Source organism: Candidatus Tisiphia endosymbiont of Parasteatoda lunata, assembly GCF_964030955.1.
Lineage (GTDB): Bacteria > Pseudomonadota > Alphaproteobacteria > Rickettsiales > Rickettsiaceae > Tisiphia.
The window spans coordinates 884056-902769 of record NZ_OZ035003.1 but is presented as its reverse complement, the minus strand read 5'-3'; the positions used below and the strand labels follow the sequence as shown (position 1 = coordinate 902769).

Annotated in this window: 23 protein-coding genes and 2 pseudogenes; 14 read left to right on the top strand and 11 right to left on the bottom strand. The window is 32.8% G+C overall.

The features are described 5' to 3' along the window. Positions 1–115: 115 nt before the first annotated feature. A complete protein-coding gene (locus AAHN00_RS05625) occupies positions 116–832 on the bottom strand; it encodes an OmpW family outer membrane protein (RefSeq protein WP_342272368.1) in 717 nt (238 codons plus the stop codon). 168 nt (positions 833–1000) lie between these two features. On the opposite strand from AAHN00_RS05625, the gene AAHN00_RS05620 reads away from it, so the two are divergent. The 8 genes from AAHN00_RS05620 (at position 1001) to tyrS (ending at position 7429) form a co-directional block, all read left to right on the top strand. Next, positions 1001–1888: a DMT family transporter gene (locus AAHN00_RS05620; protein ID WP_341751594.1), complete on the top strand. Its 888-nt coding sequence runs from the start codon at positions 1001–1003 to the stop codon at positions 1886–1888. A 204-nt stretch (positions 1889–2092) separates the two neighbouring features. After that, on the top strand, positions 2093–2338 hold the full coding sequence (locus AAHN00_RS05615) for a type II toxin-antitoxin system prevent-host-death family antitoxin (RefSeq protein WP_341751595.1): 246 nt from the start codon (positions 2093–2095) through the stop codon (positions 2336–2338). Next, complete coding sequence (locus tag AAHN00_RS15015) at positions 2338–2598, top strand: Txe/YoeB family addiction module toxin (RefSeq protein WP_341751596.1); 261 nt, start codon at positions 2338–2340, stop codon at positions 2596–2598. Before AAHN00_RS05615 ends, AAHN00_RS15015 begins: the two co-directional genes overlap by 1 nt. Before the next feature lie 314 nt (positions 2599–2912). Next, positions 2913–4163: an MFS transporter gene (locus AAHN00_RS05610; RefSeq protein ID WP_342272586.1), complete on the top strand. Its 1251-nt coding sequence runs from the start codon at positions 2913–2915 to the stop codon at positions 4161–4163. Between the two features lie 368 nt (positions 4164–4531). After that, positions 4532–4768 carry a DUF2312 domain-containing protein gene (locus tag AAHN00_RS05605; protein WP_341751598.1) on the top strand — a complete coding sequence of 79 codons (237 nt, stop codon included), beginning with the start codon at positions 4532–4534 and terminating at the stop codon, positions 4766–4768. A 16-nt stretch (positions 4769–4784) separates the two neighbouring features. Then, on the top strand, positions 4785–5690 hold the full coding sequence (secF, locus tag AAHN00_RS05600) for a protein translocase subunit SecF (protein ID WP_341748163.1): 906 nt from the start codon (positions 4785–4787) through the stop codon (positions 5688–5690). Between the two features lie 335 nt (positions 5691–6025). Further along, complete coding sequence (locus AAHN00_RS05595; RefSeq protein WP_342272367.1) at positions 6026–6175, top strand: hypothetical protein; 150 nt, start codon at positions 6026–6028, stop codon at positions 6173–6175. A gap of 18 nt (positions 6176–6193) precedes the next feature. After that, positions 6194–7429 (top strand): tyrosine--tRNA ligase, encoded by a 1236-nt coding sequence (gene tyrS, locus AAHN00_RS05590; RefSeq protein WP_342272366.1) that lies wholly within the window; start codon positions 6194–6196, stop codon positions 7427–7429. Between the two features lie 126 nt (positions 7430–7555). Here tyrS and lptB read toward each other — a convergent pair whose 3' ends face one another. The 8 genes from lptB to AAHN00_RS15010 all read right to left on the bottom strand — a co-directional run bounded on the left by lptB (position 7556) and on the right by AAHN00_RS15010 (position 13594). Continuing rightward, a complete protein-coding gene (lptB, locus tag AAHN00_RS05585; RefSeq protein WP_375331938.1) occupies positions 7556–8293 on the bottom strand; it encodes an LPS export ABC transporter ATP-binding protein in 738 nt (245 codons plus the stop codon). Between the two features lie 22 nt (positions 8294–8315). Next, positions 8316–8687: an LptA/OstA family protein gene (locus AAHN00_RS05580; protein ID WP_342260018.1), complete on the bottom strand. Its 372-nt coding sequence runs from the start codon at positions 8685–8687 to the stop codon at positions 8316–8318. Between the two features lie 79 nt (positions 8688–8766). After that, entirely contained in the window at positions 8767–9399 is a 633-nt protein-coding gene (gene lptC, locus AAHN00_RS05575; protein WP_342260019.1) for an LPS export ABC transporter periplasmic protein LptC, read from the bottom strand. Positions 9400–9428: 29 nt separating this feature from the next. Beyond that, positions 9429–10385, bottom strand: a complete 957-nt coding sequence (locus AAHN00_RS05570; protein ID WP_342272365.1) for a KpsF/GutQ family sugar-phosphate isomerase — start codon at positions 10383–10385, stop codon at positions 9429–9431. A 66-nt stretch (positions 10386–10451) separates the two neighbouring features. Continuing rightward, complete coding sequence (locus tag AAHN00_RS05565; RefSeq protein ID WP_342272364.1) at positions 10452–11060, bottom strand: outer membrane protein; 609 nt, start codon at positions 11058–11060, stop codon at positions 10452–10454. Positions 11061–11211: 151 nt separating this feature from the next. Then, on the bottom strand, positions 11212–11895 hold the full coding sequence (locus AAHN00_RS05560; protein WP_342272363.1) for an outer membrane protein: 684 nt from the start codon (positions 11893–11895) through the stop codon (positions 11212–11214). A gap of 266 nt (positions 11896–12161) precedes the next feature. After that, positions 12162–13142 (bottom strand): transposase, encoded by a 981-nt coding sequence (locus AAHN00_RS05555; RefSeq protein ID WP_342271025.1) that lies wholly within the window; start codon positions 13140–13142, stop codon positions 12162–12164. 146 nt (positions 13143–13288) lie between these two features. Continuing rightward, positions 13289–13594, bottom strand: coding sequence for an RNHCP domain-containing protein (locus tag AAHN00_RS15010; RefSeq protein ID WP_410521417.1), 306 nt, complete (start codon positions 13592–13594; stop codon positions 13289–13291). Positions 13595–13725: 131 nt separating this feature from the next. Here AAHN00_RS15010 and tnpA point away from each other — a divergent pair, with 131 nt between their 5' ends. From tnpA to AAHN00_RS05525, 6 genes and pseudogenes are all read left to right on the top strand, one after another. Beyond that, the gene (gene tnpA, locus AAHN00_RS05550) at positions 13726–14157 is read left to right on the top strand and encodes an IS200/IS605 family transposase (protein ID WP_250310729.1); all 432 of its coding nucleotides are present in this window, start codon (positions 13726–13728) and stop codon (positions 14155–14157) included. A 330-nt stretch (positions 14158–14487) separates the two neighbouring features. Then, the gene (locus AAHN00_RS05545) at positions 14488–15237 is read left to right on the top strand and encodes an IS982 family transposase (protein WP_342272362.1); all 750 of its coding nucleotides are present in this window, start codon (positions 14488–14490) and stop codon (positions 15235–15237) included. Between the two features lie 31 nt (positions 15238–15268). Next, the gene (locus tag AAHN00_RS05540; RefSeq protein WP_342272361.1) at positions 15269–16150 is read left to right on the top strand and encodes an IS256 family transposase; all 882 of its coding nucleotides are present in this window, start codon (positions 15269–15271) and stop codon (positions 16148–16150) included. Between the two features lie 22 nt (positions 16151–16172). After that, positions 16173–17153: a transposase gene (locus AAHN00_RS05535; protein ID WP_342271324.1), complete on the top strand. Its 981-nt coding sequence runs from the start codon at positions 16173–16175 to the stop codon at positions 17151–17153. Positions 17154–17183: 30 nt separating this feature from the next. After that, positions 17184–17591: pseudogene (locus AAHN00_RS05530) on the top strand (transposase); the annotation flags it as partial. A 37-nt stretch (positions 17592–17628) separates the two neighbouring features. After that, a complete protein-coding gene (locus tag AAHN00_RS05525; RefSeq protein WP_342272360.1) occupies positions 17629–17751 on the top strand; it encodes a hypothetical protein in 123 nt (40 codons plus the stop codon). Here the strand turns inward: AAHN00_RS05525 and AAHN00_RS05520 are convergent. Then, positions 17702–18079, bottom strand: a pseudogene (locus tag AAHN00_RS05520) (IS110 family transposase); the annotation flags it as partial. The gene AAHN00_RS05525 and the pseudogene AAHN00_RS05520 overlap by 50 nt on opposite strands. 47 nt (positions 18080–18126) lie before the next feature. After that, positions 18127–18681, bottom strand: a complete 555-nt coding sequence (locus tag AAHN00_RS05515) for a DUF4158 domain-containing protein (protein ID WP_342272585.1) — start codon at positions 18679–18681, stop codon at positions 18127–18129. Positions 18682–18714: the final 33 nt, after the last annotated feature.

Genomic DNA, 18714 nt, shown 5'->3' with positions numbered 1-18714 from the left:
AAACTAATAATATAATATTGATATGTCTAGAAAAGATATAGTCTCTTCTAACTAATAAGTCAACAATAGACATCTTAGACTATTTCAATTTCTCGTTTAATTAGGTCAGGCAAGCCTAAAACCTAAAACCAATACCTACTGCAATCATTAACGGATTAAACCTTACTTTAGATGATATAGGTTGTTTTACTAAACTATTTTTATAATCAACTTTGGTCTTAAGAAAATACTGCCTTACATCTAAGTTAATCAATGTATCATCCTTAGCATATAAGTCAACCCCGATCTGTAATACAGCACCGTGACCATTTTTGACTGTATATCCTTTAGATTTACTGAACATATAAGCTCCATGATAACCAACGCCAACATAAGGTCTAATAGCACCAAAGGGAGCTATATGATATTGTCCCGTAACAGTCAGGGGTATCATATAAAGATCTTTTCTCTTACCAACATCTGCTGGATTACCACCATAATTATAAGCCACATTCTTTAAACTATTATTTTTAGGACGTAATACATTAAAACCTAAAGATAACTCTGCAGCAACATTACTAGCAAAGAATATTGATGTAGAAGCATCAAAACCGTAACCATTTTCAACAAAATTACCAATCGATACTGGGCTTGCGGCGGTAGCCTTAGGAAAGCCTTTTTGCTTTGCACTAGATTTTATCCCCCCCCCTCTTATTTTAAACACAAGATTACCTTCATTTTCATAATAATCGGCATCATAGTCATTATTAGTTAAATCAGAATTAGCAAAGCTAGAGATACTTACACAACTTACCAATAACAATATTCCAAATTTTTTCGTGACTTTTATCATAACTATAAACCTTTTCTTGCTTTAAATATATTGCTGTATTATATATATTCTTTCTTATTTGGAAATCAAATTGATAATAAGATTTTTAAATTTGTTTAACATTAGTGACACTATAACACTAAATATAGAAAACACTAATACAAAAAATAACGAATTAAGGTCTATACAATGAATAATAAATTAAACACTTATTTTGTTGGTATTGGTTGGTTTATATTAAGCTTGATAAGTAGTACAACTAATGACATAACAGCAAAATATCTTGGACTTAGGCTACATAGTTTTGAGGTGACTTGTTTTCGCTTTTTCTTTAGTGCTTTAATTCTTGTCCCTTTTATTTTATATTATGGGAAACAGACTCTTAAAACTAATCGTCCTTTTATACATATTGCAAGAGGGGTTTTATTGTTTTTTGCTATGACGTGTTGGATTTATGGTCTCAGTATTGCCCCCGTGACTACTGCTACAGTTATTAGTCTTGCTACACCTTTATTTACTCTAGTTCTAGCAGTTTTTTTCTTAAATGAGAATATTATTTGGCAAAGATGGGCAGCAACTTTATTTGGTTTTATTGGCATTGTTATTACCTTGAAACCTCATGCTAGCGATTTTAATCCACAGATATTAATTTTTGTATTAGCTGCTATAATTTTTGCAATGTTAGATATTATCAATAAGAAATTTGTAGTAAAAGAATCAATGATTAGTATGCTATTTTATTCTGCTTTAGTAACATCTTTAGTATCAATACCACCATCAATAATGTATTGGCAAACACCTACCAGTTCAGAATTTATTTTGCTATTTACCTTAGGAGCTGGGGGTAGTTTAATCTTATTTTTCTTATTAAAGGCTTTCTCTCTAGTTGATGCCACAGCTACAGCCCCTTATAGATATTTAGAGTTAATAATTTCAGCATCAGCTGGATATCTTGTGTTTAATGAAATCCCTGAAAACAGTACTTTATACGGAGCATTGATAATAATACCTGCAACATTGTTTATAATATATTCTGAGAAAGGAAATATAACACAAAATGATAAAGCTACTGCATGAAGAAGTACTAGCAATGCTTGTTTTCTTCAAATATTTTGTTGACATGATATTGAATGTACAATATCATGTACTAGTTATGTGTATATACTCAAATGATTTGGAAAATTGGATTTACAAATAAGGGACAAACAGAGCGTACACGAGTCCTTGATATTTTCAAAAAACAATCCTTCAAAGCGAGTATACTTATAAGGGAGATAAATTATGAACGTACAAACAATATCGGTAGCAAGGGCTAATTTATTTAGCCTTGTACAAGAAACAAACGAAACACATAAGCCAGTATATTTAAAAGGTAAGCATTATGACGCAGTACTATTATCTAGAGAAGACTACGAATCTTTGCAAGCGACATTAGAATTATATTCTATACCTGGATTAGTTAAGGAAATACTAAAAGCTCGGCAAGAACCTTTGGATGAGTGCTTAAATGAAGATGATATGAATTAATGTCATTGTACAATTTGAAATTTACTAAAAAATCATTTAAAGATTTCCAAAAGTTAAAGTCAGAAAAGCTTGATAATAAGGCTAGAAAATTATGGACTGAATTAAAAAATAATCCAAGACCTATCAGCAGTGAGAAACTCGTAGGCAACTTAAAAGGTTGCTATTCTCTAAGAATTAATATCAAACATAGACTGATATACGAAATCTTTGAAGATGAAAAGACTGTACTAATAATCAGCTTGAGTGGGCATTATGAGTAAGCCATCATATTATGTTGCTAACAAGCATTCTAACCCTTGACACCAATGAAATAGTTAACCACTCTGCACTGCAAGTGCAGAGCTTAATATTACGGCATGAATGCCTCATGTATGTACTAACTTAAAAGTTAGAAACTATTTGTGTATGGCTCATTTAGAAAGTGTCACAACACAAAAAGAATATATCTGTGAAGTGTAAGATTTTGTTAAAAAATATCTTATCTTATCTTTTCTTGATAAGATATTTAAAATTTATGTTGAAACGACGCACTGCAAGTGCGGGGTTTTTCTCCCAAAGTGGGACAATAAAAAATATGAATAAACGTAAGTTGGTTTTTGCAAGCGGTGTAGCAAATGCATTTGAGTGGTATGATTACGCATTATTTGGTTACTTTGCTCCTATAATAGGAGCAAAGTTCTTTCCTGGATCAAGTCCTAGCTCGTCTTTATTGCATGCTTTTTTGGTATTTGCTATCGGTTATTTAATGAGACCAATAGGTGGGGTATTTTTTGGGATACTGGGAGATCGTTTTGGTAGAAAAACTGCTTTAAGTACATCTATATTTTGTATGTCTCTGCCAACGGCACTAATTGGCATATTACCAACTTATGACAATATAGGTGTTACCGCAACTATATTAATGATTCTACTTCGGATGCTGCAAGGTTTATCAATGGGCGGAGTACTTACTGGCTCAATTGCATTTGCTATTGAACATACAGGTAAGGTACATCGTGGCTTTACTGGCAGTATACCAATGTCCAGTATTTGTATTGGTATATTATTTGGATCACTCATTTCGCAGCTTATACAAAGCCTTTTATCAGGACAACAATTTAATGATTGGGGGTGGAGAATACCATTTTTATTAGGAATTTTTATTTTATTTGCTGGACTTTATATAAAAAAATATACCAGTGAAACCCCTAGTTTTCAAAGTATAAAAGAAAATGGTGGGATTTTAAAATCTCCTCTGAAAAAAGTTATCTCTGTATATTTGATTGATATGTTAATATCAATCTTCATCAATTCTACAGGTTCAGTAATATTCTATCTACAAGCTACTTATCTAATGTCATTTTTGAGGATAAATCGTGGTTTTACCGATGACCAAGTTAGCAATTTAGCTAATTATTGTTATATAATCATGGCTATTGTTACTTTATGTTCTGGCTATTTATCTGATGTAATTGGTCGAAAGAAAATTTTTGTGATTAATTTACTGGTAATTATTTTAGTTATTCCTTTTTTGATGAATGTAATTGAAACTGGAGAATTTTATTTTATAATTATATCTCAAATCGTATTATCAATTTTAGCTGCTTGTTATATTGGTCCTGAACCTGCACTGCAAGCTGAATTTTATCCAACCAATATCAGAAATACTGCTTTATCATTGTCTTATAATACAGCAACCAGTATTTTTGGTGGTACAACACCTTTAATACTAGAATATCTTGTACAAAAAACTGGTACTATTACTTCATCTATTTATTATGTAATTGCTTGTGCTATTTCAAGCCTAATAGCTCTTTGTTTTTATAAGGATCGTTCAAGAGGGTAACAACTAATACGCGAATTTGGGATAAGAATTAGTCAATTCTTATCCCAAATTCGGTAAAATTATCGAAACAATCAGATTTGAGACGGCTCTGCATCTGATTGTTAAATTAATATTTTGCTAAAAACATGATTTTAGCTTTAGAAAGGTTTAAAATGCATTTGCAAAACCGCTTTAAGAATGCATTTTTCCTTATATTAAAGCCAATTAGGGATAAGAATTAACTAATTCTTATCCCTAAGTTGGGGTAACTAATCTAAAAATTTTTCTAGTATTTATAGCAAAATTATCTATAAACTACTTAGCGGCTTGATAAAAATAATATATACTAGCCATATTACAATTTTTGATAAACAATAAACTTTAATTTTATGACAGAAGTGATAGCTAAAGAACAATTAGAACAATATATAAATCAAATAGAAGGGCTTGAACAAGAAAAAGCTGAATTATCTGAAGCAATAAAAGATATATTTGATGCAGCCAGCTCTAGTGGCTTTGATACCAAGGCTATGAAGTCGGTGTTAAAACTAAAAAAACTTGATAGAAATAAGCTAGCTGAACAAGATGCAATCTTAGAATTGTATAGACAAGCTCTCGGTATATAAATTAAAGTATTCAATAATGCAATTATATCCATTAAGGCTTTTACCTGATAAAATCAACTTTGACTTTATCAGATTTAAAAAAGTAAGTTATACGATATCCATTATTTTATCTCTTGTAAGTATTATTTGGATAGGGATTTACAAATTTAATTTTGGTATTGATTTTGCTGGTGGGATTGTTATAGAAGTGCGGCTTGATCAAGACCCTGATTTAACCAAAATGCGTGAAGTGCTTAATAACCTTAAGATTGGTGAAGTAGTATTGCAAAATTTTGGTAATCAGCATGATTTGTCAATACGAGTTGGCAGCAATAGTGAAGATACTTTAATGCAAAATATTGAGCTTATCAAATCAACTTTAAAAAACCAATTTCCTTATAAATTTGAGTATCGTAAAGTAGATTTTGTCGGTCCACAAGTTGGTACTCAACTGATAAAATCAGGAATAACAGCACTAATTCTTTCGTTTCTTGCCATAATGGTTTACACTTGGGTTAGATTTGAGTGGTATTTTGGGCTTGGTATACTTGTAGCTTTGTTACATGACGCCATATTAAGCTTAGGTTTTATGAGTGTAATGAGGCTAGACTTCAATTTAAGCTCCATAGCTGCTATTCTTACCATAATAGGTTATTCTGTGAATGATTCAGTAGTTATCTATGATAGAATCAGAGAAAATTTACGCAAATCACATAAGAAAGTAATGCCACAAATTATTAATCTGAGTATTAATGAAACTCTGTCTAGGACTATTTTAACAGTTGTTACAACCTTACTCGCAAACCTAGCTTTGGTAATATTTGGTGGGGAAGCTATTTATAGTTTTAGTGTATTAGTGTTTTTTGGTATAATAGTTGGTACATATTCATCTATTTTTATATCTGCTCCTATATTGACCTACTTCAAAAACTTGAAGAATTGATAAATCAATTTTCAAGTTTTTGGATAAAAGTTGAGTGGCAGAATTGAAGTAGAGCCCTTCAATTCTGCTACAAAATAATAGACTTCCTGCATAAGTCAATCTAGTTGGTAATTTTGTCGTCGAAACTCGCCTGTGCTCCTCACGTACGCCTGTGTACGCGAAGGTAGCCGGCTTCGTTTCTCCTAAAAATTCCTCAACTATTTTTGACTTATGCAGGAAGTCTAATAGTTAACCACTCTGCACTGCAAGTGCAGAGCTTAATATTACGGCATGAATGCCTCATGTATGTACTAACTTAAAAGTTAGAAACTATTTGTGTATGGCTCATTTAGAAAGTGTCACAACACAAAAAGAATATATTTGTGAAGTGTAAGATTTTGTTAAAAAATATCCTATCTTTTCTTGATAAGATATTTAAAATTTATGTTGAAACGACGCACTGCAAGTGCGGGGTTTTTCTCCCAAAGTGGGACAATAAATATTAAAAAAAATTAGTTTAAAAAATGTTTATTAAAAATTTTGATAGTAAAGGTTTTCTATATCAATGTACTGATTTAGAAAAACTAACAGAGCTAATGAAAAACAGTAAAATATCTGCTTATATTGGTTTTGATTGTACAGCACAATCTTTACATGTAGGTAGTCTGATGCAAATTATGATACTGCGTTTATTGCAACAATATGGTCATAAACCAATAGTACTCCTAGGAGGGGCAACTAGTAAAATTGGCGATCCTACCGGTAAAGATGAGGCAAGGAAATCTTTAACAAAAGAAGAAATTGCCAAAAATGCTGAAGGTATAAAAAAATCATTATCAAAATTTATTAAATTTGGTACTGGGGAAAATGATGCAATATTAGTTGATAATTCAAATTGGCTAGAATCGTTAAATTACTTAGAATTTCTTCGCAATTTTGGTAATTTTTTTTCTGTGAATCGTATGTTATCTATGGACTCTGTAAAATTACGTTTAGAGAGAGAGCAACATATGAGTTTCTTGGAATTTAATTATATGTTACTACAAGCCTACGATTTTTATCATTTAAATAAACTATATGGTTGTTCTTTACAAATAGGTGGTAGCGACCAGTGGGGTAATATAGTAATGGGTGTTGATTTTACAAGGAAACTAACAGGTAATGAAGTCTTTGGTATGACTACGCCCTTACTAACAACTGCTTCTGGCAACAAAATGGGCAAGTCTGTTGGTGGAGCTGTGTGGCTAAATGAGGATATGTTAAGCCCGTACGATTATTATCAATATTGGCGGAATTGTGAAGATCAAGATGTGGTCAAGTTCGCAAAATTATATAGTGAGTTAGGAGAAGATGCCATGCAAGAGTTTATCTTACGTAGTGCATCTGATATTAATAGTGCCAAAAAGCAATTAGCCTTTAATTTAACTAAACTTTGTCATGGTAAAGAGGCAGCTATGACAGCTTTAGAAACAGCTACCAAGCTTTTTGAACAAGGAGAAATTGATTGCAATTTACCAACTATTTATCTAGAACAGGGGAGGTTAGCTCTAGGTATTCCAGCATATGAATTACTTTATGAAGCAGGTCTTGCTAAATCAAAATCCGAAGGACGTCGGTTGATTAGAGGGGCTGGAGCAAAAATCAATAATCAACTAATCCAAGATGAAAATATGGTTGTTGATTTAACTTTTATGCAGGACAACCAGGTTATTAAGATATCCGCAGGTAAGAAAAAACATGTATTGATCAGGTTGACATAATAGTGAACGAAAAAATATATCTCTTTGGCAAACTCGTTTATGTGCAAGGATTTAAAGAAGCCACGAAACCTTGACCCGCAGCGGACGATGATGTACGTAAGGAGCAGAGTACCAAGAGGTCTATTATTACAAACAAAAAGATTGTCCTAGATATACTTCCTTTACTTGATAGCTTGTGGCTATTTCTTGTGGAGTTCCTTCTAATAGGACTTTTCCTTCGTAAATAACATAGGCTCTGTCAACTATATTAAGAGTATCTCTAACATTGTGATCGGTAATTAGGATGCCGATATTGCGGTTACGTAAGTGAACAATTAAATTTTTAAGATCCTCAATTGCTAACGGATCAATGCCTGCAAGTGGTTCGTCAAGCATAATAAATTTGGGATCTAGTGCTATTGTTCTTGCGATTTCTAGCCTACGTCTTTCTCCGCCGGATAATCCTATTGCTGGCATGTCTTTTAGATGAAGAATAGAAAATTCTTTAAGCAAATCTAATGTTTTTTGTTCGATAATTTCTTGGTCATTTTCTAAAATCTCTAGCATTAATCTAATATTATCTCCTACAGATAGCCCACGAAAAATTGATGGTTCTTGAGGAAGATAGCTAAAGCCAAACCTAGCTCTTAAATAAATTGGTAAATGAGTAATATCATGATCATTATAAAATAATGCTCCACTATCTGGTTTGGTAAGTCCTATAATAATACTAAAACAGGTAGTTTTACCTGCACCGTTTGGACCAAAAAGACCAACTATTTCTCCTGTTTTTAATTGAAGAGATACGTCGTTTAGGATCACTCTCTTATTATAAGATTTTGAAATACTACTTACTTGTAATTTCTCTATTATTAAATGCGGCATACTTTAAAAATTTCTTACATAACTAATTTTTTGATTTGCTATAATCTATATTATTGAGTTCCGTATAATATACTAGTTTGTCAGTTTTTATAATACCATCCTTATTCTGTACTATTACATCACCAAGCAGTACTAGTTCTTTTCTTTCTACAAAATATTTTGCAGAAGTAGCAGTTAGTAACTCTTGACCATTACTCCTCTTAGCAATCAATCTTGACGGTATGGAGATGTAATCAATAGTTTTTTTATTATCAACTGTTTTATAAAAAATTTCTAAATTAGTTGTTTTTACCATCATATCATCAAACCACAAAATCACCTCTCCTGTAAAACAAGCTTGATTCTTAGTTTGATCAATTACTAAATTGTCAGAATGAATATATAATCTATCCATACTCGAATGCTTTGAGTACTGATTCCCATGGGCTACGGATGAACTCATGATTAGAAAAAACAATACATAGCAAATCATGCTAAAAATCCGATACATCAATAACCGTCGATACATTACCTTTGAAATTTATAATATCATTATCATGTGTAGCACTAAAATTATTAGAAGTAATTTTACAATTTTTATAAGATAATACCACTCCTGTGTTACTATATGTTTCTTTATTTAGTAGATTCAGTTGGGCTTCTTGTGCTTTTAATGTGCTTTCTCCTAAAAAAAACTGTACATCATTTTCTAATTTTAATATGTGACTACTCTCATTCAATATACCATTTTTTGCACTGATCACTAAGTCTTTGTTGTCATTTATTTTATATGTAGCATTAATTTCTTCCAGTTTATATTGATTACCTAAAGTCCTAACTGCTTGCACAGTCTGAATCTGGTAAGGATTTAAGTTTTTATTGAACCCCTTAAAAATTGAATTTGAAATTTTTATTTCATAATCTTTATCATTTGGATTAAAAGCACTATTGCTACTATTATCCTCCGTTGATTTTGAATTATTACTGATAGGATTTAAATTTATATAAATTAAACATAAGGTTAATATTATTCCTAAACAAGATAAGATCTTTGATAGACTAATTGAACGTCTATAAGATGAAATGATAGCACTACTACCTTTATCTATGAAGGGAATCTTAACCATAATATTGCCAACATTATCATGGACATTCATCAACTAATTCCTGCCCTAAGTAAATCATGGATATGAACAATACCAATCACCATATTATTTTCAGTTACTGGTATGCTAGTAATCGATTTACTATTCATTATACCTAAAGCCTCTCCCGCTAATTTTAAAGGAGAAATTTGTTTTGGGTTAGAAGTCATTACATCGCATGCATACTTCATATCTATTTTATCATTAATATGTCTACGCAAGTCTCCATCTGTTATAATACCAACCAAACTCAAATCTTTATTTACCACTATAGCACATCCAAGACTCTTTTGATTCATAACCAATATAGTATCGGTAAATGAGGTATCAGCATATACTAAAGGCAACTGATCTTTCACCCGCATTAAGCTCTCTACCTTTATAAAATTCGCTCCAATCTTTCCTCCAGGATGATACAGCCGAAAATCATCTTCAGAAAAGCCTCGTGCTTCATGTACAGAAGTGGTAAGTGCATCTCCAAGAGATAACATCATTACTGAAGAAGTTGTTGGAGCGGCAATATAAGATGCTTCATTGATTCTTGGTATTAATAATAGGAAATCACTATTGATTGCTATAGTAGAGTTGGCATTCATAGTCATGGCAATTATTTTTATAGAAAATCTCTTACAATATTTCATTATATCAAATAATTCTTTGGTCTCTCCTGAATTAGACAACATAAATACTACATCATTGTCAGTTACCATACCAAGATCACCGTGGCTAGCCTCAGCTGGGTGCAGATAAAAAGCAGCCGTACCGGTAGAAGCAAAACTTGCTGCTATTTTATGAGCTATATAACCACTCTTTCCTATACCGGTTAAAATAACCCTACCTTTACAGTTAATTATATAATCTACTATATTGTTAAAATCACTAGGAATATTATTAGATAATTCAACTAATGCAGCAGATTCTTTTAATATAACCCTTTTGGCGACATCACAATGGTATGGTATTTTCATATAGTGTCCGAATTGTTCAATGATGTTGTCGTAGCTAGAGGAATGACAGAATATTAGTTGAGCATATTACACATCAAGCCTGACGCCGAGTGATACATTATGACCTTTATATGCTAATGACTTAATATGATTTTTTATTTCTTTTGTGCTACCAAAATCTTTCCAACTGTAAGCTGCTTCAACTTTTACTCCTGGGGCTAACTTTGTAGCAGCTCCAAGAGTAAGCTGGTAGACTAGGTTATTTTTTTTACCACTAGAAACTGATACACCATTATTCTTAGTAATTTGGTTTTTTAGTTGACCAACTCCAGCACCAGCACCGACAAAAAATTCACAAATACTTATATCAACAATATCCACATAACCATTAAGCATTAAAGTAGCAATTTGAGGCTTAATTTTTGAGTCTGTACCGGCAAAAGAATGCTTAGATTGATGATTAGCAATCCAAGCAAGCATGAGATCAGCTCTAACATTATCTAGAATATAATACCCCAAACCTCCGCCAAGAAACATAGCGGTATTTTGCTTTAGTTTTTTATCATTTAACTTAATGTTAGCCATTTTATTCTCCCCAACCTCTGCTTTCAAATAAAATTGATTTTCAATAGCCAAAGAGGAAAAAGAGACTAAAAGTGAAATAGCTATAATCGTTACTAAGAGTAAATTTTTCATAGTTCTATTTTTTTAATTTATATTTTACTATAAATTAAACTAATCCGCTAGCTTATTTTCAAGATAACCCTACAAATAACAAAAGAAGAGGGTTACCAAAAAGCCTCTTCTTTTGTAGAACAAAAATAATAAATCTATAAATTATTTACTATTAGATATCAAATCTTAAGCCAGCCATTACATTATGACCTCTGTAAGCGGCTTTAGATATTTTGTCAGTATCCTTCTTATCTTTATTTTTAGAATTTGTTTCTCCATAATCTCTCCAACTATAGGTAAGCTCAACATTCACACCATCAGCCACATTAGCAGAAGCACCAACAGTCAACTGATAAGCAAAATTATTAGCGGGCTTCCTAGTTGCAGAGATTGTAGTTACTTTTTTATTGTCAGTGTATTCCGCAGTTAGCTTTTCTTTTACTTGAGCCATACCAATACCTGCTCCAGCAAAGAATTTAGCAAAACCTGCATCATACAAATCTACATAACCACTGAGCAACAATGACATCACTTGTCCTTTAGCTGTCATTTTATGACCTGCGTCAGTTGCAGTTTTAGACTTAGAATTAGTAAATTCTGGATTAACTAGAAAATCAAGTGTCAATTCTGCTCTAACATTATCCATGGCATAATAACCAGCACCAAGACCCAAAATCGCATTAGTTTTAGATTTTAATTTCAAGCTCTCTTTTTTATTTTCAGATTTCATTTTCGTATTATTCAACTTAGTCGCACCACCTTCAGCTTTAAGATAAAACTGCCCTACATCTGCAAAAGATGTAGCAGAAGTTAAAAGAGCCGTACTTGTAGCAGCGATTAAAAACAACTTTTTCATAATATTTCTCCTTAAATTAGATAGACAAGAATTCCCTTATTAGATTCTCAAATAATGCCCGTGAAACACAAATCTCTCCAAATCCCACTTAGGCTACCTAGTTCGGTATATATAGCATACTATTTCCCTTAGGACAAACTAAAAACTATTATGAGCATTAATCAATAGTGTTATAGAGATACTTTCTGGCAATAAAAACACAATAGACTGAATCTGTAGCTAACCCGAAAATGTTTGAGCCATCGTAATAGTCAGGAGTTTCGCAGTTAGCAAAATTGCGAATCAGCTAAAAGGCATCTAATGTTGTTCTGAATTGATGTTTTTATAACTTCCCAAGTTTGTTGATATAAAGTAATTTTTTCATTTATCCTCCTTTTGTTCATATCGAGCCAAGCAAATACGGCAAGGCAAATATGATTTCTCTGAGCTCGACCCGTGCGTGCCTGACAGCGTTCAATACCACAAGTTTGTTTTAATTCTCGATGATAAACTTCTATAGACCACCGTGCCTTAACAATTTTCTCTATTTGTTCACGTGTTGGATTTTCTAAGTTAGTTGTTATGTAATCAATGCGACCATTTTTTGCCACAAACTTAAATACCGTAACCCAACCGTATCCACGTAGGTGAATTTTTAGTCCCTCATCAGGAATCTCTAAACTTTCTAAGCTAACATTATGATTAACTTTTCTATTTTTTCTTAGGTTACTAACCCATGTCCAACCTAAATTACGTATATGTTTCAAATTCTCCAAACCGCTATACCACGCATCCATTACTACTGCATCAGGATTGATCCCTCTTTCCTTAGCTAAAGTAAGCATATCACAAAAATGCTCATTCTTTGTTTTTCCATCAGTTTCTTTATCATATATTCTATAATCTACAGGGGTAGATTGATCAGTTTTAGCATTGTAATGCAGTAAGTTGACCATCCCTATACCAGGTATAACATCATGTACAGCTCCAGAATATTGATAATGTACAAGCTCAATTTTCTTACTGTATTGCTTTGACAATAACGTGTCATCTCCCACTAATAAACAAGAAGCTTCCCTATCAATATATTTTGACACTTCTCTGTAGATCCCGCTAGGGCGGAAATCCTTACTATTTAACCATCGACTTGCACTATCATGAGATAGGTTTATTGGACTTACTTCAGATAATGCTTTACCACTATATCTTACGCTACTTGCTTGTAAAAATGATTTATATAAGTCTTTGCTACATTTTGATCTTGCCATGCTTAACTAAAACTCTTTCTTGCTAGATTAACATATTTTTTGCTAAGTGCGAAACTCCTGATAGTGATAGAATTTATGCCATTGCCCTGATATTACGCGAATTCAGGATAAGAATTAACTAATTCTTATCCCTCATTGGGGTATATTTAGGCATAACTGAAAGCATCTAGCAAATTCTCTACGCTATCTGTGCTTGCAAGCTTGTTGTTTTTATATTCTCCACATTTAAGACATTTATGGGTTAGAATTATGCCCTTTTTACTGTCGAGTTTATAGGAAACTGGCTGCATTAGTCCGTTACATCTAGAGGCTCTATCCCCAGGGTTAATATCCACATGCTTGCTGTAGAAACATGTTGAACAATGGTTAGTATAGCCATTTCCTTGTACCAATTCACTACATATATCACAAATAAAATCTTCTTTATTTCTATAAAACTTTTTTGTAACCATTTTTTAACTCAATGATAGGTAAGCCACTAGTTTGACTAGTGAGACCATCAAGGCTTGGCCTTTAGATTTAGTATAAAATAAAAAGTTATCATATATAACTTCTTTGGTTTGACGGTCAAAGGAGAAAATATATGACAACATACGAAAGTTTAAATCATTCTAAATGGGATTGCAAATATCATATTGTGTTTATTCCAAAGTGTCGTAAAAAAGAATTGTACGGGAAGGTTAGAAAATATCTTGGGAACGTATTCCATGAGTTAGCTTTTCAACGTGGGAGCAAGATCATAGAGGGGCATATGGTACAAGATCATGTGCATATGCTCATCAAGATTCCTCCTAAATATTCTGTAGCTGAAGTAATAGGCTATATCAAGGGGAAAAGTGCTATAGCCGTTGCTAGGCAGTTTGGTGGACGAAAACGTAATTTTAATGGAGAAAAGTTATGGGCTAGAGGTTATGCGGTCTCAACTGTAGGATTTGAAGAGAATCAGATCAAACACTACATTAAGAATCAAGAGCAACTTGATAGTTTAGGCTCTGACGAATCAGGAGAATTTTAATTAACAATGGCAGCCCTTTGGGCTGCTCATAACCGTCAAGCCCCTCGCTTTGCGAGGGCGTTCTGACTTTTTTTTGGCAATATACTGCTCGTAAATGAAGAGTTGGTAGACGATAGTATAACTTCAAGAAGAGCTAGGCAGTAGCAAAGTCGAGCGGCGTAGCGTACATTAGTACGTGAGCAGCGGAGATCTTTAGACACGACGACGCCAATTCTTGAAGTTCTACCTGAGTATATAACCTGAGTTTGACGTAAGAAAGAACATTTAAAAATTAAGAAGGGAGGGATTATAAAGTTCTCTAATAATAATGACAAAATTGGAGAATATATTATGATCCCTCTTACGGAGATTTTCTCCTTAATTGATGATTTTTGCAAGCATTTTGATACGGAGCGAAATAAATATATATTACCAAATCCTAACCGTAAGCGTAAAGTGGTCTGCAGTATAGGACTCTCAGAGATTATTACTATTATAGTAATGTTTCACTTGAGTCACTACCGTACCTTTAAAGATTTTTATTTATGCTGCCTATGCCAAAGTTATAGAAAGGAATTTCCAAAACTTGTGAGCTATAGTCGTTTTGTTCAGTTAATGCCAATGAGCTTCATGCCCATGGTGTTACTGCTAAAAAGCCTAACAGGAAAACAAACTGGTCAATATTATATCGACTCTACTAAACTTCCTGCTTGCCATAATTTAAGAATTAATAGACATAAAGTATTCAAAGACATAGCAAAAAGAGGTAAGACTTCCACTGGGTGGTTCTTTGGCTGTAAGCTACATATTGTCATTAACAGTTGCGGAGAGATTATGAGTTTTTCTTTAACTCCTGGAAATGTCGATGATAGAGCAGTGGTGGAAAATTTAGTAGATAAATTACAAGGCTGGCTTTTTGGTGATCGTGGGTATATCAGTAAAAAACTCACTCAATCCCTTGCTAATCAAGGTTTAGAATTAATAACAAAAATTAAAAGTAATATGAAAGAAAGAATAATAGATCCTATTAAAAAGCAGTTTTTAAGAGTCTGTCCTATAGTTTGTGTAAGTTGCAAAGAAAGCAGTAAGAGATTACTGTAAAAAAAGTAACTTAAGCAAGCAAGGAGGAATTATGGCTAAAAAATTAGATACAGATAAAGATATATTAGACATCAGTAATCAGCTAGTAGAAGAATTATTATCAAAAGCAGATCCATCGGAGTTATTTGGTCGAGATGGTTTATTTCAACAGCTAAAGAAGCAAATAGTTGAGAAAATATTAGCAAGTGAGTTGGATCATGAATTAGGATATTCAAAACATAGCAAGATGCCAAAAGTAGATAATAATCGTCGTAATGGTAGCTATGAGAAGACAGTAATTGATGGGGATGGTCGTAAGCTGACAGTAGAAGTACCAAGAGATCGGGAAGGAGAGTATAATCCTCAATTAATACCAAAAGGGCTGAGGAGATTTAATGGATTTGATGAGAAAGTGATATCCCTTTATGGTCGCGGTATGACAGTCAGCGAGATCCGAGGGCATTTAGAAGAAATATATCAAACTGATGTATCTGGTGACTTGATATCCACCATAACAGATGGGGTGATAGAAGAAGTAACTAGGTGGCAAAATCGTTGTTTAGATAGGGTGTATCCAATATTATACTTGGACTGTATCTATGTAAAATCTAGAGACAATCACATAGTAATAAATAAAGCAGTATATTTAGCACTTGCTGTAAATATAGAAGGGAAAAAGGAGTTACTTGGCATTTGGATAGGCAAAAATGAAGGTGCTAAATTTTGGATGCAAGTAGTTACTGAGTTAAAGAATCGAGGAATTGAACAAATTTATGTTGCTTGTGTGGATGGTTTAAAGGGCTTTCCAGAAGCTATAAGCAGTGTATTCCCGAGTACTATAGTACAATTATGTATTGTACATATGGTTCGCAATTCAGTAAAGTATGTGTCATATACAGGAGTTTCGCACTTAGCAAAAAATATGTTAATCTAGCAAGAAAGAGTTTTAGTTAAGCATGGCAAGATCAAAATGTAGCAAAGACTTATATAAATCATTTTTACAAGCAAGTAGCGTAAGATATAGTGGTAAAGCATTATCTGAAGTAAGTCCAATAAACCTATCTCATGATAGTGCAAGTCGATGGTTAAATAGTAAGGATTTCCGCCCTAGCGGGATCTACAGAGAAGTGTCAAAATATATTGATAGGGAAGCTTCTTGTTTATTAGTGGGAGATGACACGTTATTGTCAAAGCAATACAGTAAGAAAATTGAGCTTGTACATTATCAATATTCTGGAGCTGTACATGATGTTATACCTGGTATAGGGATGGTTAACTTACTGCATTACAATGCTAAAACTGATCAATCTACCCCTGTAGATTATAGAATATATGATAAAGAAACTGATGGAAAAACAAAGAATGAGCATTTTTGTGATATGCTTACTTTAGCTAAGGAAAGAGGGATCAATCCTGATGCAGTAGTAATGGATGCGTGGTATAGCGGTTTGGAGAATTTGAAACATATACGTAATTTAGGTTGGACATGGGTTAGTAACCTAAGAAAAAATAGAAAAGTTAATCATAATGTTAGCTTAGAAAGTTTAGAGATTCCTGATGAGGGACTAAAAATTCACCTACGTGGATACGGTTGGGTTACGGTATTTAAGTTTGTGGCAAAAAATGGTCGCATTGATTACATAACAACTAACTTAGAAAATCCAACACGTGAACAAATAGAGAAAATTGTTAAGGCACGGTGGTCTATAGAAGTTTATCATCGAGAATTAAAACAAACTTGTGGTATTGAACGCTGTCAGGCACGCACGGGTCGAGCTCAGAAAAATCATATTTGCCTTGCCGTATTTGCTTGGCTCGATATGAACAAAAGGAGGATAAATGAAAAAATTACTTTATATCAACAAACTTGGGAAGTTATAAAAACATCAATTCAGAACAACATTAGATGCCTTTTAGCTGATTCGCAATTTTGCTAACTGCGAAACTCCTGATATAAAGATTTAAAAGAGGTCACATCAGATCTAAAACAAATTTATACAGCTAATAATGACGAAATGGCACGTTTAAAACTTCAGCAATTTGGTGTAAAATGGGATAAAAAATATCCGGTAATTTCTGATATTTGCCAACGTAATTGGTCTGGGATAATACCGTTTTTTGCCTTTCCTGAAGAGATCAGAAAGGTAATTTATACTACTAACACTATAGAATCTGTAAATCGTCAAATTAGAAAAATTATCAAAAATAAGGGGGTGTTTCCAGATGATAAGTCAATTCAAAAAATAATATTTTTATCCCTACAAAATGCAGCCAAAAAATGGACCATGCCTATTAAAGATTGGTCTTTAGCTTTAAATCAATTTGAAATACTTTGTGGAGATTTTAAATATGATTTATTGGAAAATAAAAAATGAACTTACACAAATTAAATGATTGACTCAAATTAAATGATTGACTCTATCTTATCTTTTCTTGATAAGATATTTAAAATTTATGTTGAAACGACGCACTGCAAGTGCGGGGTTTTTCTCCCAAAGTGGGACAATAAAATATCTTGTTGCTCTACAGTTTTAATGGGTACAAACCTCATACTAGGTCTTGCTACTGCCTCACATATTCCTTCTGCATCAGCTTGATCATTTTTATTGGTTTTGACATAAGGCTTAACAAACTGTGGTGCCATTAGTTTTACATTATGACCTAATTTTATTAATTCTCTTGCCCAATAGCTAGCTCCACCGCAAGCTTCCATGCCTACTAGACATTTTGGTACGTTAGCCATAAAAGTTAAAACCTGTTCTCTCATTAATTTCTTCTTTAATATTGTCTTGCCATTTTTATCTACACCGTGAATTTGAAAAATTCTTTTTGCAATATCTATACCAATTGTGGTAACTTCCATATGGACCTCCTTATTGTTGTTTAGGATTCATTTCCTATCCTAGAAGATTAGCATACGCTTCTCATTCTGTATATAGGGTAGGTCCATACCATTATTTTAAGGCGTTCAGATAAATTTACTATAGCATCAGCAGAAGCTTTTTGGGGTGGTTTTTTTAAAAACTCTAGGTTTGAATAGCCATTTTGGGTTGTCAATAAATCATTCAATTTTTTAGGTATATCATCAGTGAGCCTTGAATGTATAACTTCAAAAATGTGCTTCCTAGCTTGTTTACGCTCAAAAGATATTAGTCGGTTTAAAGTATCACTTGCCGGTAACAATATATTATTAGTTTTTAAAAAAATAATAGCTTGAATTTTAAGCAAACTATGAGCTTCTAAGCGTAAAGCTTCTCCAAATATAAATTTTCTAAGCTTGGTTTGTGCTATGTCATCAAATAAACTAAGACCTAAATATTCAGTAATATCTTTACGATGTGCTGAAATTTTTACTATATTATTTTGATAGTCATATATTGCTTGGTAATTTATTGATAGTTGTACAGAAGCATAAATAACTATTTCTTCGATTAGCTCAAATGGGGTGAGTGAAACTGGACTGATTTTTCAAGACAAATTTTTCACTAATTTTGTTTC

Excerpts from the sequence above, each read along its gene's own strand:
- AAHN00_RS05620 (WP_341751594.1), top strand. The coding sequence starts at position 1,001 with ATGAATAATAAATTAAACACTTATTTTGTTGGTATTGGTTGGTTTATA.
- AAHN00_RS05615 (WP_341751595.1), top strand. The coding sequence starts at position 2,093 with ATGAACGTACAAACAATATCGGTAGCAAGGGCTAATTTATTTAGCCTT.
- AAHN00_RS05560 (WP_342272363.1), bottom strand. The coding sequence starts at position 11,895 with ATGAAAAAGTTGTTTTTAATCGCTGCTACAAGTACGGCTCTTTTAACT.
- secF (WP_341748163.1), top strand. The coding sequence starts at position 4,785 with ATGCAATTATATCCATTAAGGCTTTTACCTGATAAAATCAACTTTGAC.
- AAHN00_RS05555 (WP_342271025.1), bottom strand. The coding sequence starts at position 13,142 with ATGGCAAGATCAAAATGTAGCAAAGACTTATATAAATCATTTTTACAA.
- AAHN00_RS05545 (WP_342272362.1), top strand. The coding sequence starts at position 14,488 with ATGATCCCTCTTACGGAGATTTTCTCCTTAATTGATGATTTTTGCAAG.
- lptB (WP_375331938.1), bottom strand. The coding sequence starts at position 8,293 with ATGCCGCATTTAATAATAGAGAAATTACAAGTAAGTAGTATTTCAAAA.
- AAHN00_RS05535 (WP_342271324.1), top strand. The coding sequence starts at position 16,173 with ATGGCAAGATCAAAATGTAGCAAAGACTTATATAAATCATTTTTACAA.
- AAHN00_RS05625 (WP_342272368.1), bottom strand. The coding sequence starts at position 832 with ATGATAAAAGTCACGAAAAAATTTGGAATATTGTTATTGGTAAGTTGT.
- AAHN00_RS15010 (WP_410521417.1), bottom strand. The coding sequence starts at position 13,594 with ATGGTTACAAAAAAGTTTTATAGAAATAAAGAAGATTTTATTTGTGAT.
- AAHN00_RS05540 (WP_342272361.1), top strand. The coding sequence starts at position 15,269 with ATGGCTAAAAAATTAGATACAGATAAAGATATATTAGACATCAGTAAT.
- AAHN00_RS05610 (WP_342272586.1), top strand. The coding sequence starts at position 2,913 with ATGAATAAACGTAAGTTGGTTTTTGCAAGCGGTGTAGCAAATGCATTT.
- AAHN00_RS05605 (WP_341751598.1), top strand. The coding sequence starts at position 4,532 with ATGACAGAAGTGATAGCTAAAGAACAATTAGAACAATATATAAATCAA.
- tyrS (WP_342272366.1), top strand. The coding sequence starts at position 6,194 with ATGTTTATTAAAAATTTTGATAGTAAAGGTTTTCTATATCAATGTACT.
- lptC (WP_342260019.1), bottom strand. The coding sequence starts at position 9,399 with ATGGTTAAGATTCCCTTCATAGATAAAGGTAGTAGTGCTATCATTTCA.
- AAHN00_RS15015 (WP_341751596.1), top strand. The coding sequence starts at position 2,338 with ATGTCATTGTACAATTTGAAATTTACTAAAAAATCATTTAAAGATTTC.
- AAHN00_RS05570 (WP_342272365.1), bottom strand. The coding sequence starts at position 10,385 with ATGAAAATACCATACCATTGTGATGTCGCCAAAAGGGTTATATTAAAA.
- tnpA (WP_250310729.1), top strand. The coding sequence starts at position 13,726 with ATGACAACATACGAAAGTTTAAATCATTCTAAATGGGATTGCAAATAT.
- AAHN00_RS05565 (WP_342272364.1), bottom strand. The coding sequence starts at position 11,060 with ATGAAAAATTTACTCTTAGTAACGATTATAGCTATTTCACTTTTAGTC.
- AAHN00_RS05580 (WP_342260018.1), bottom strand. The coding sequence starts at position 8,687 with ATGGATAGATTATATATTCATTCTGACAATTTAGTAATTGATCAAACT.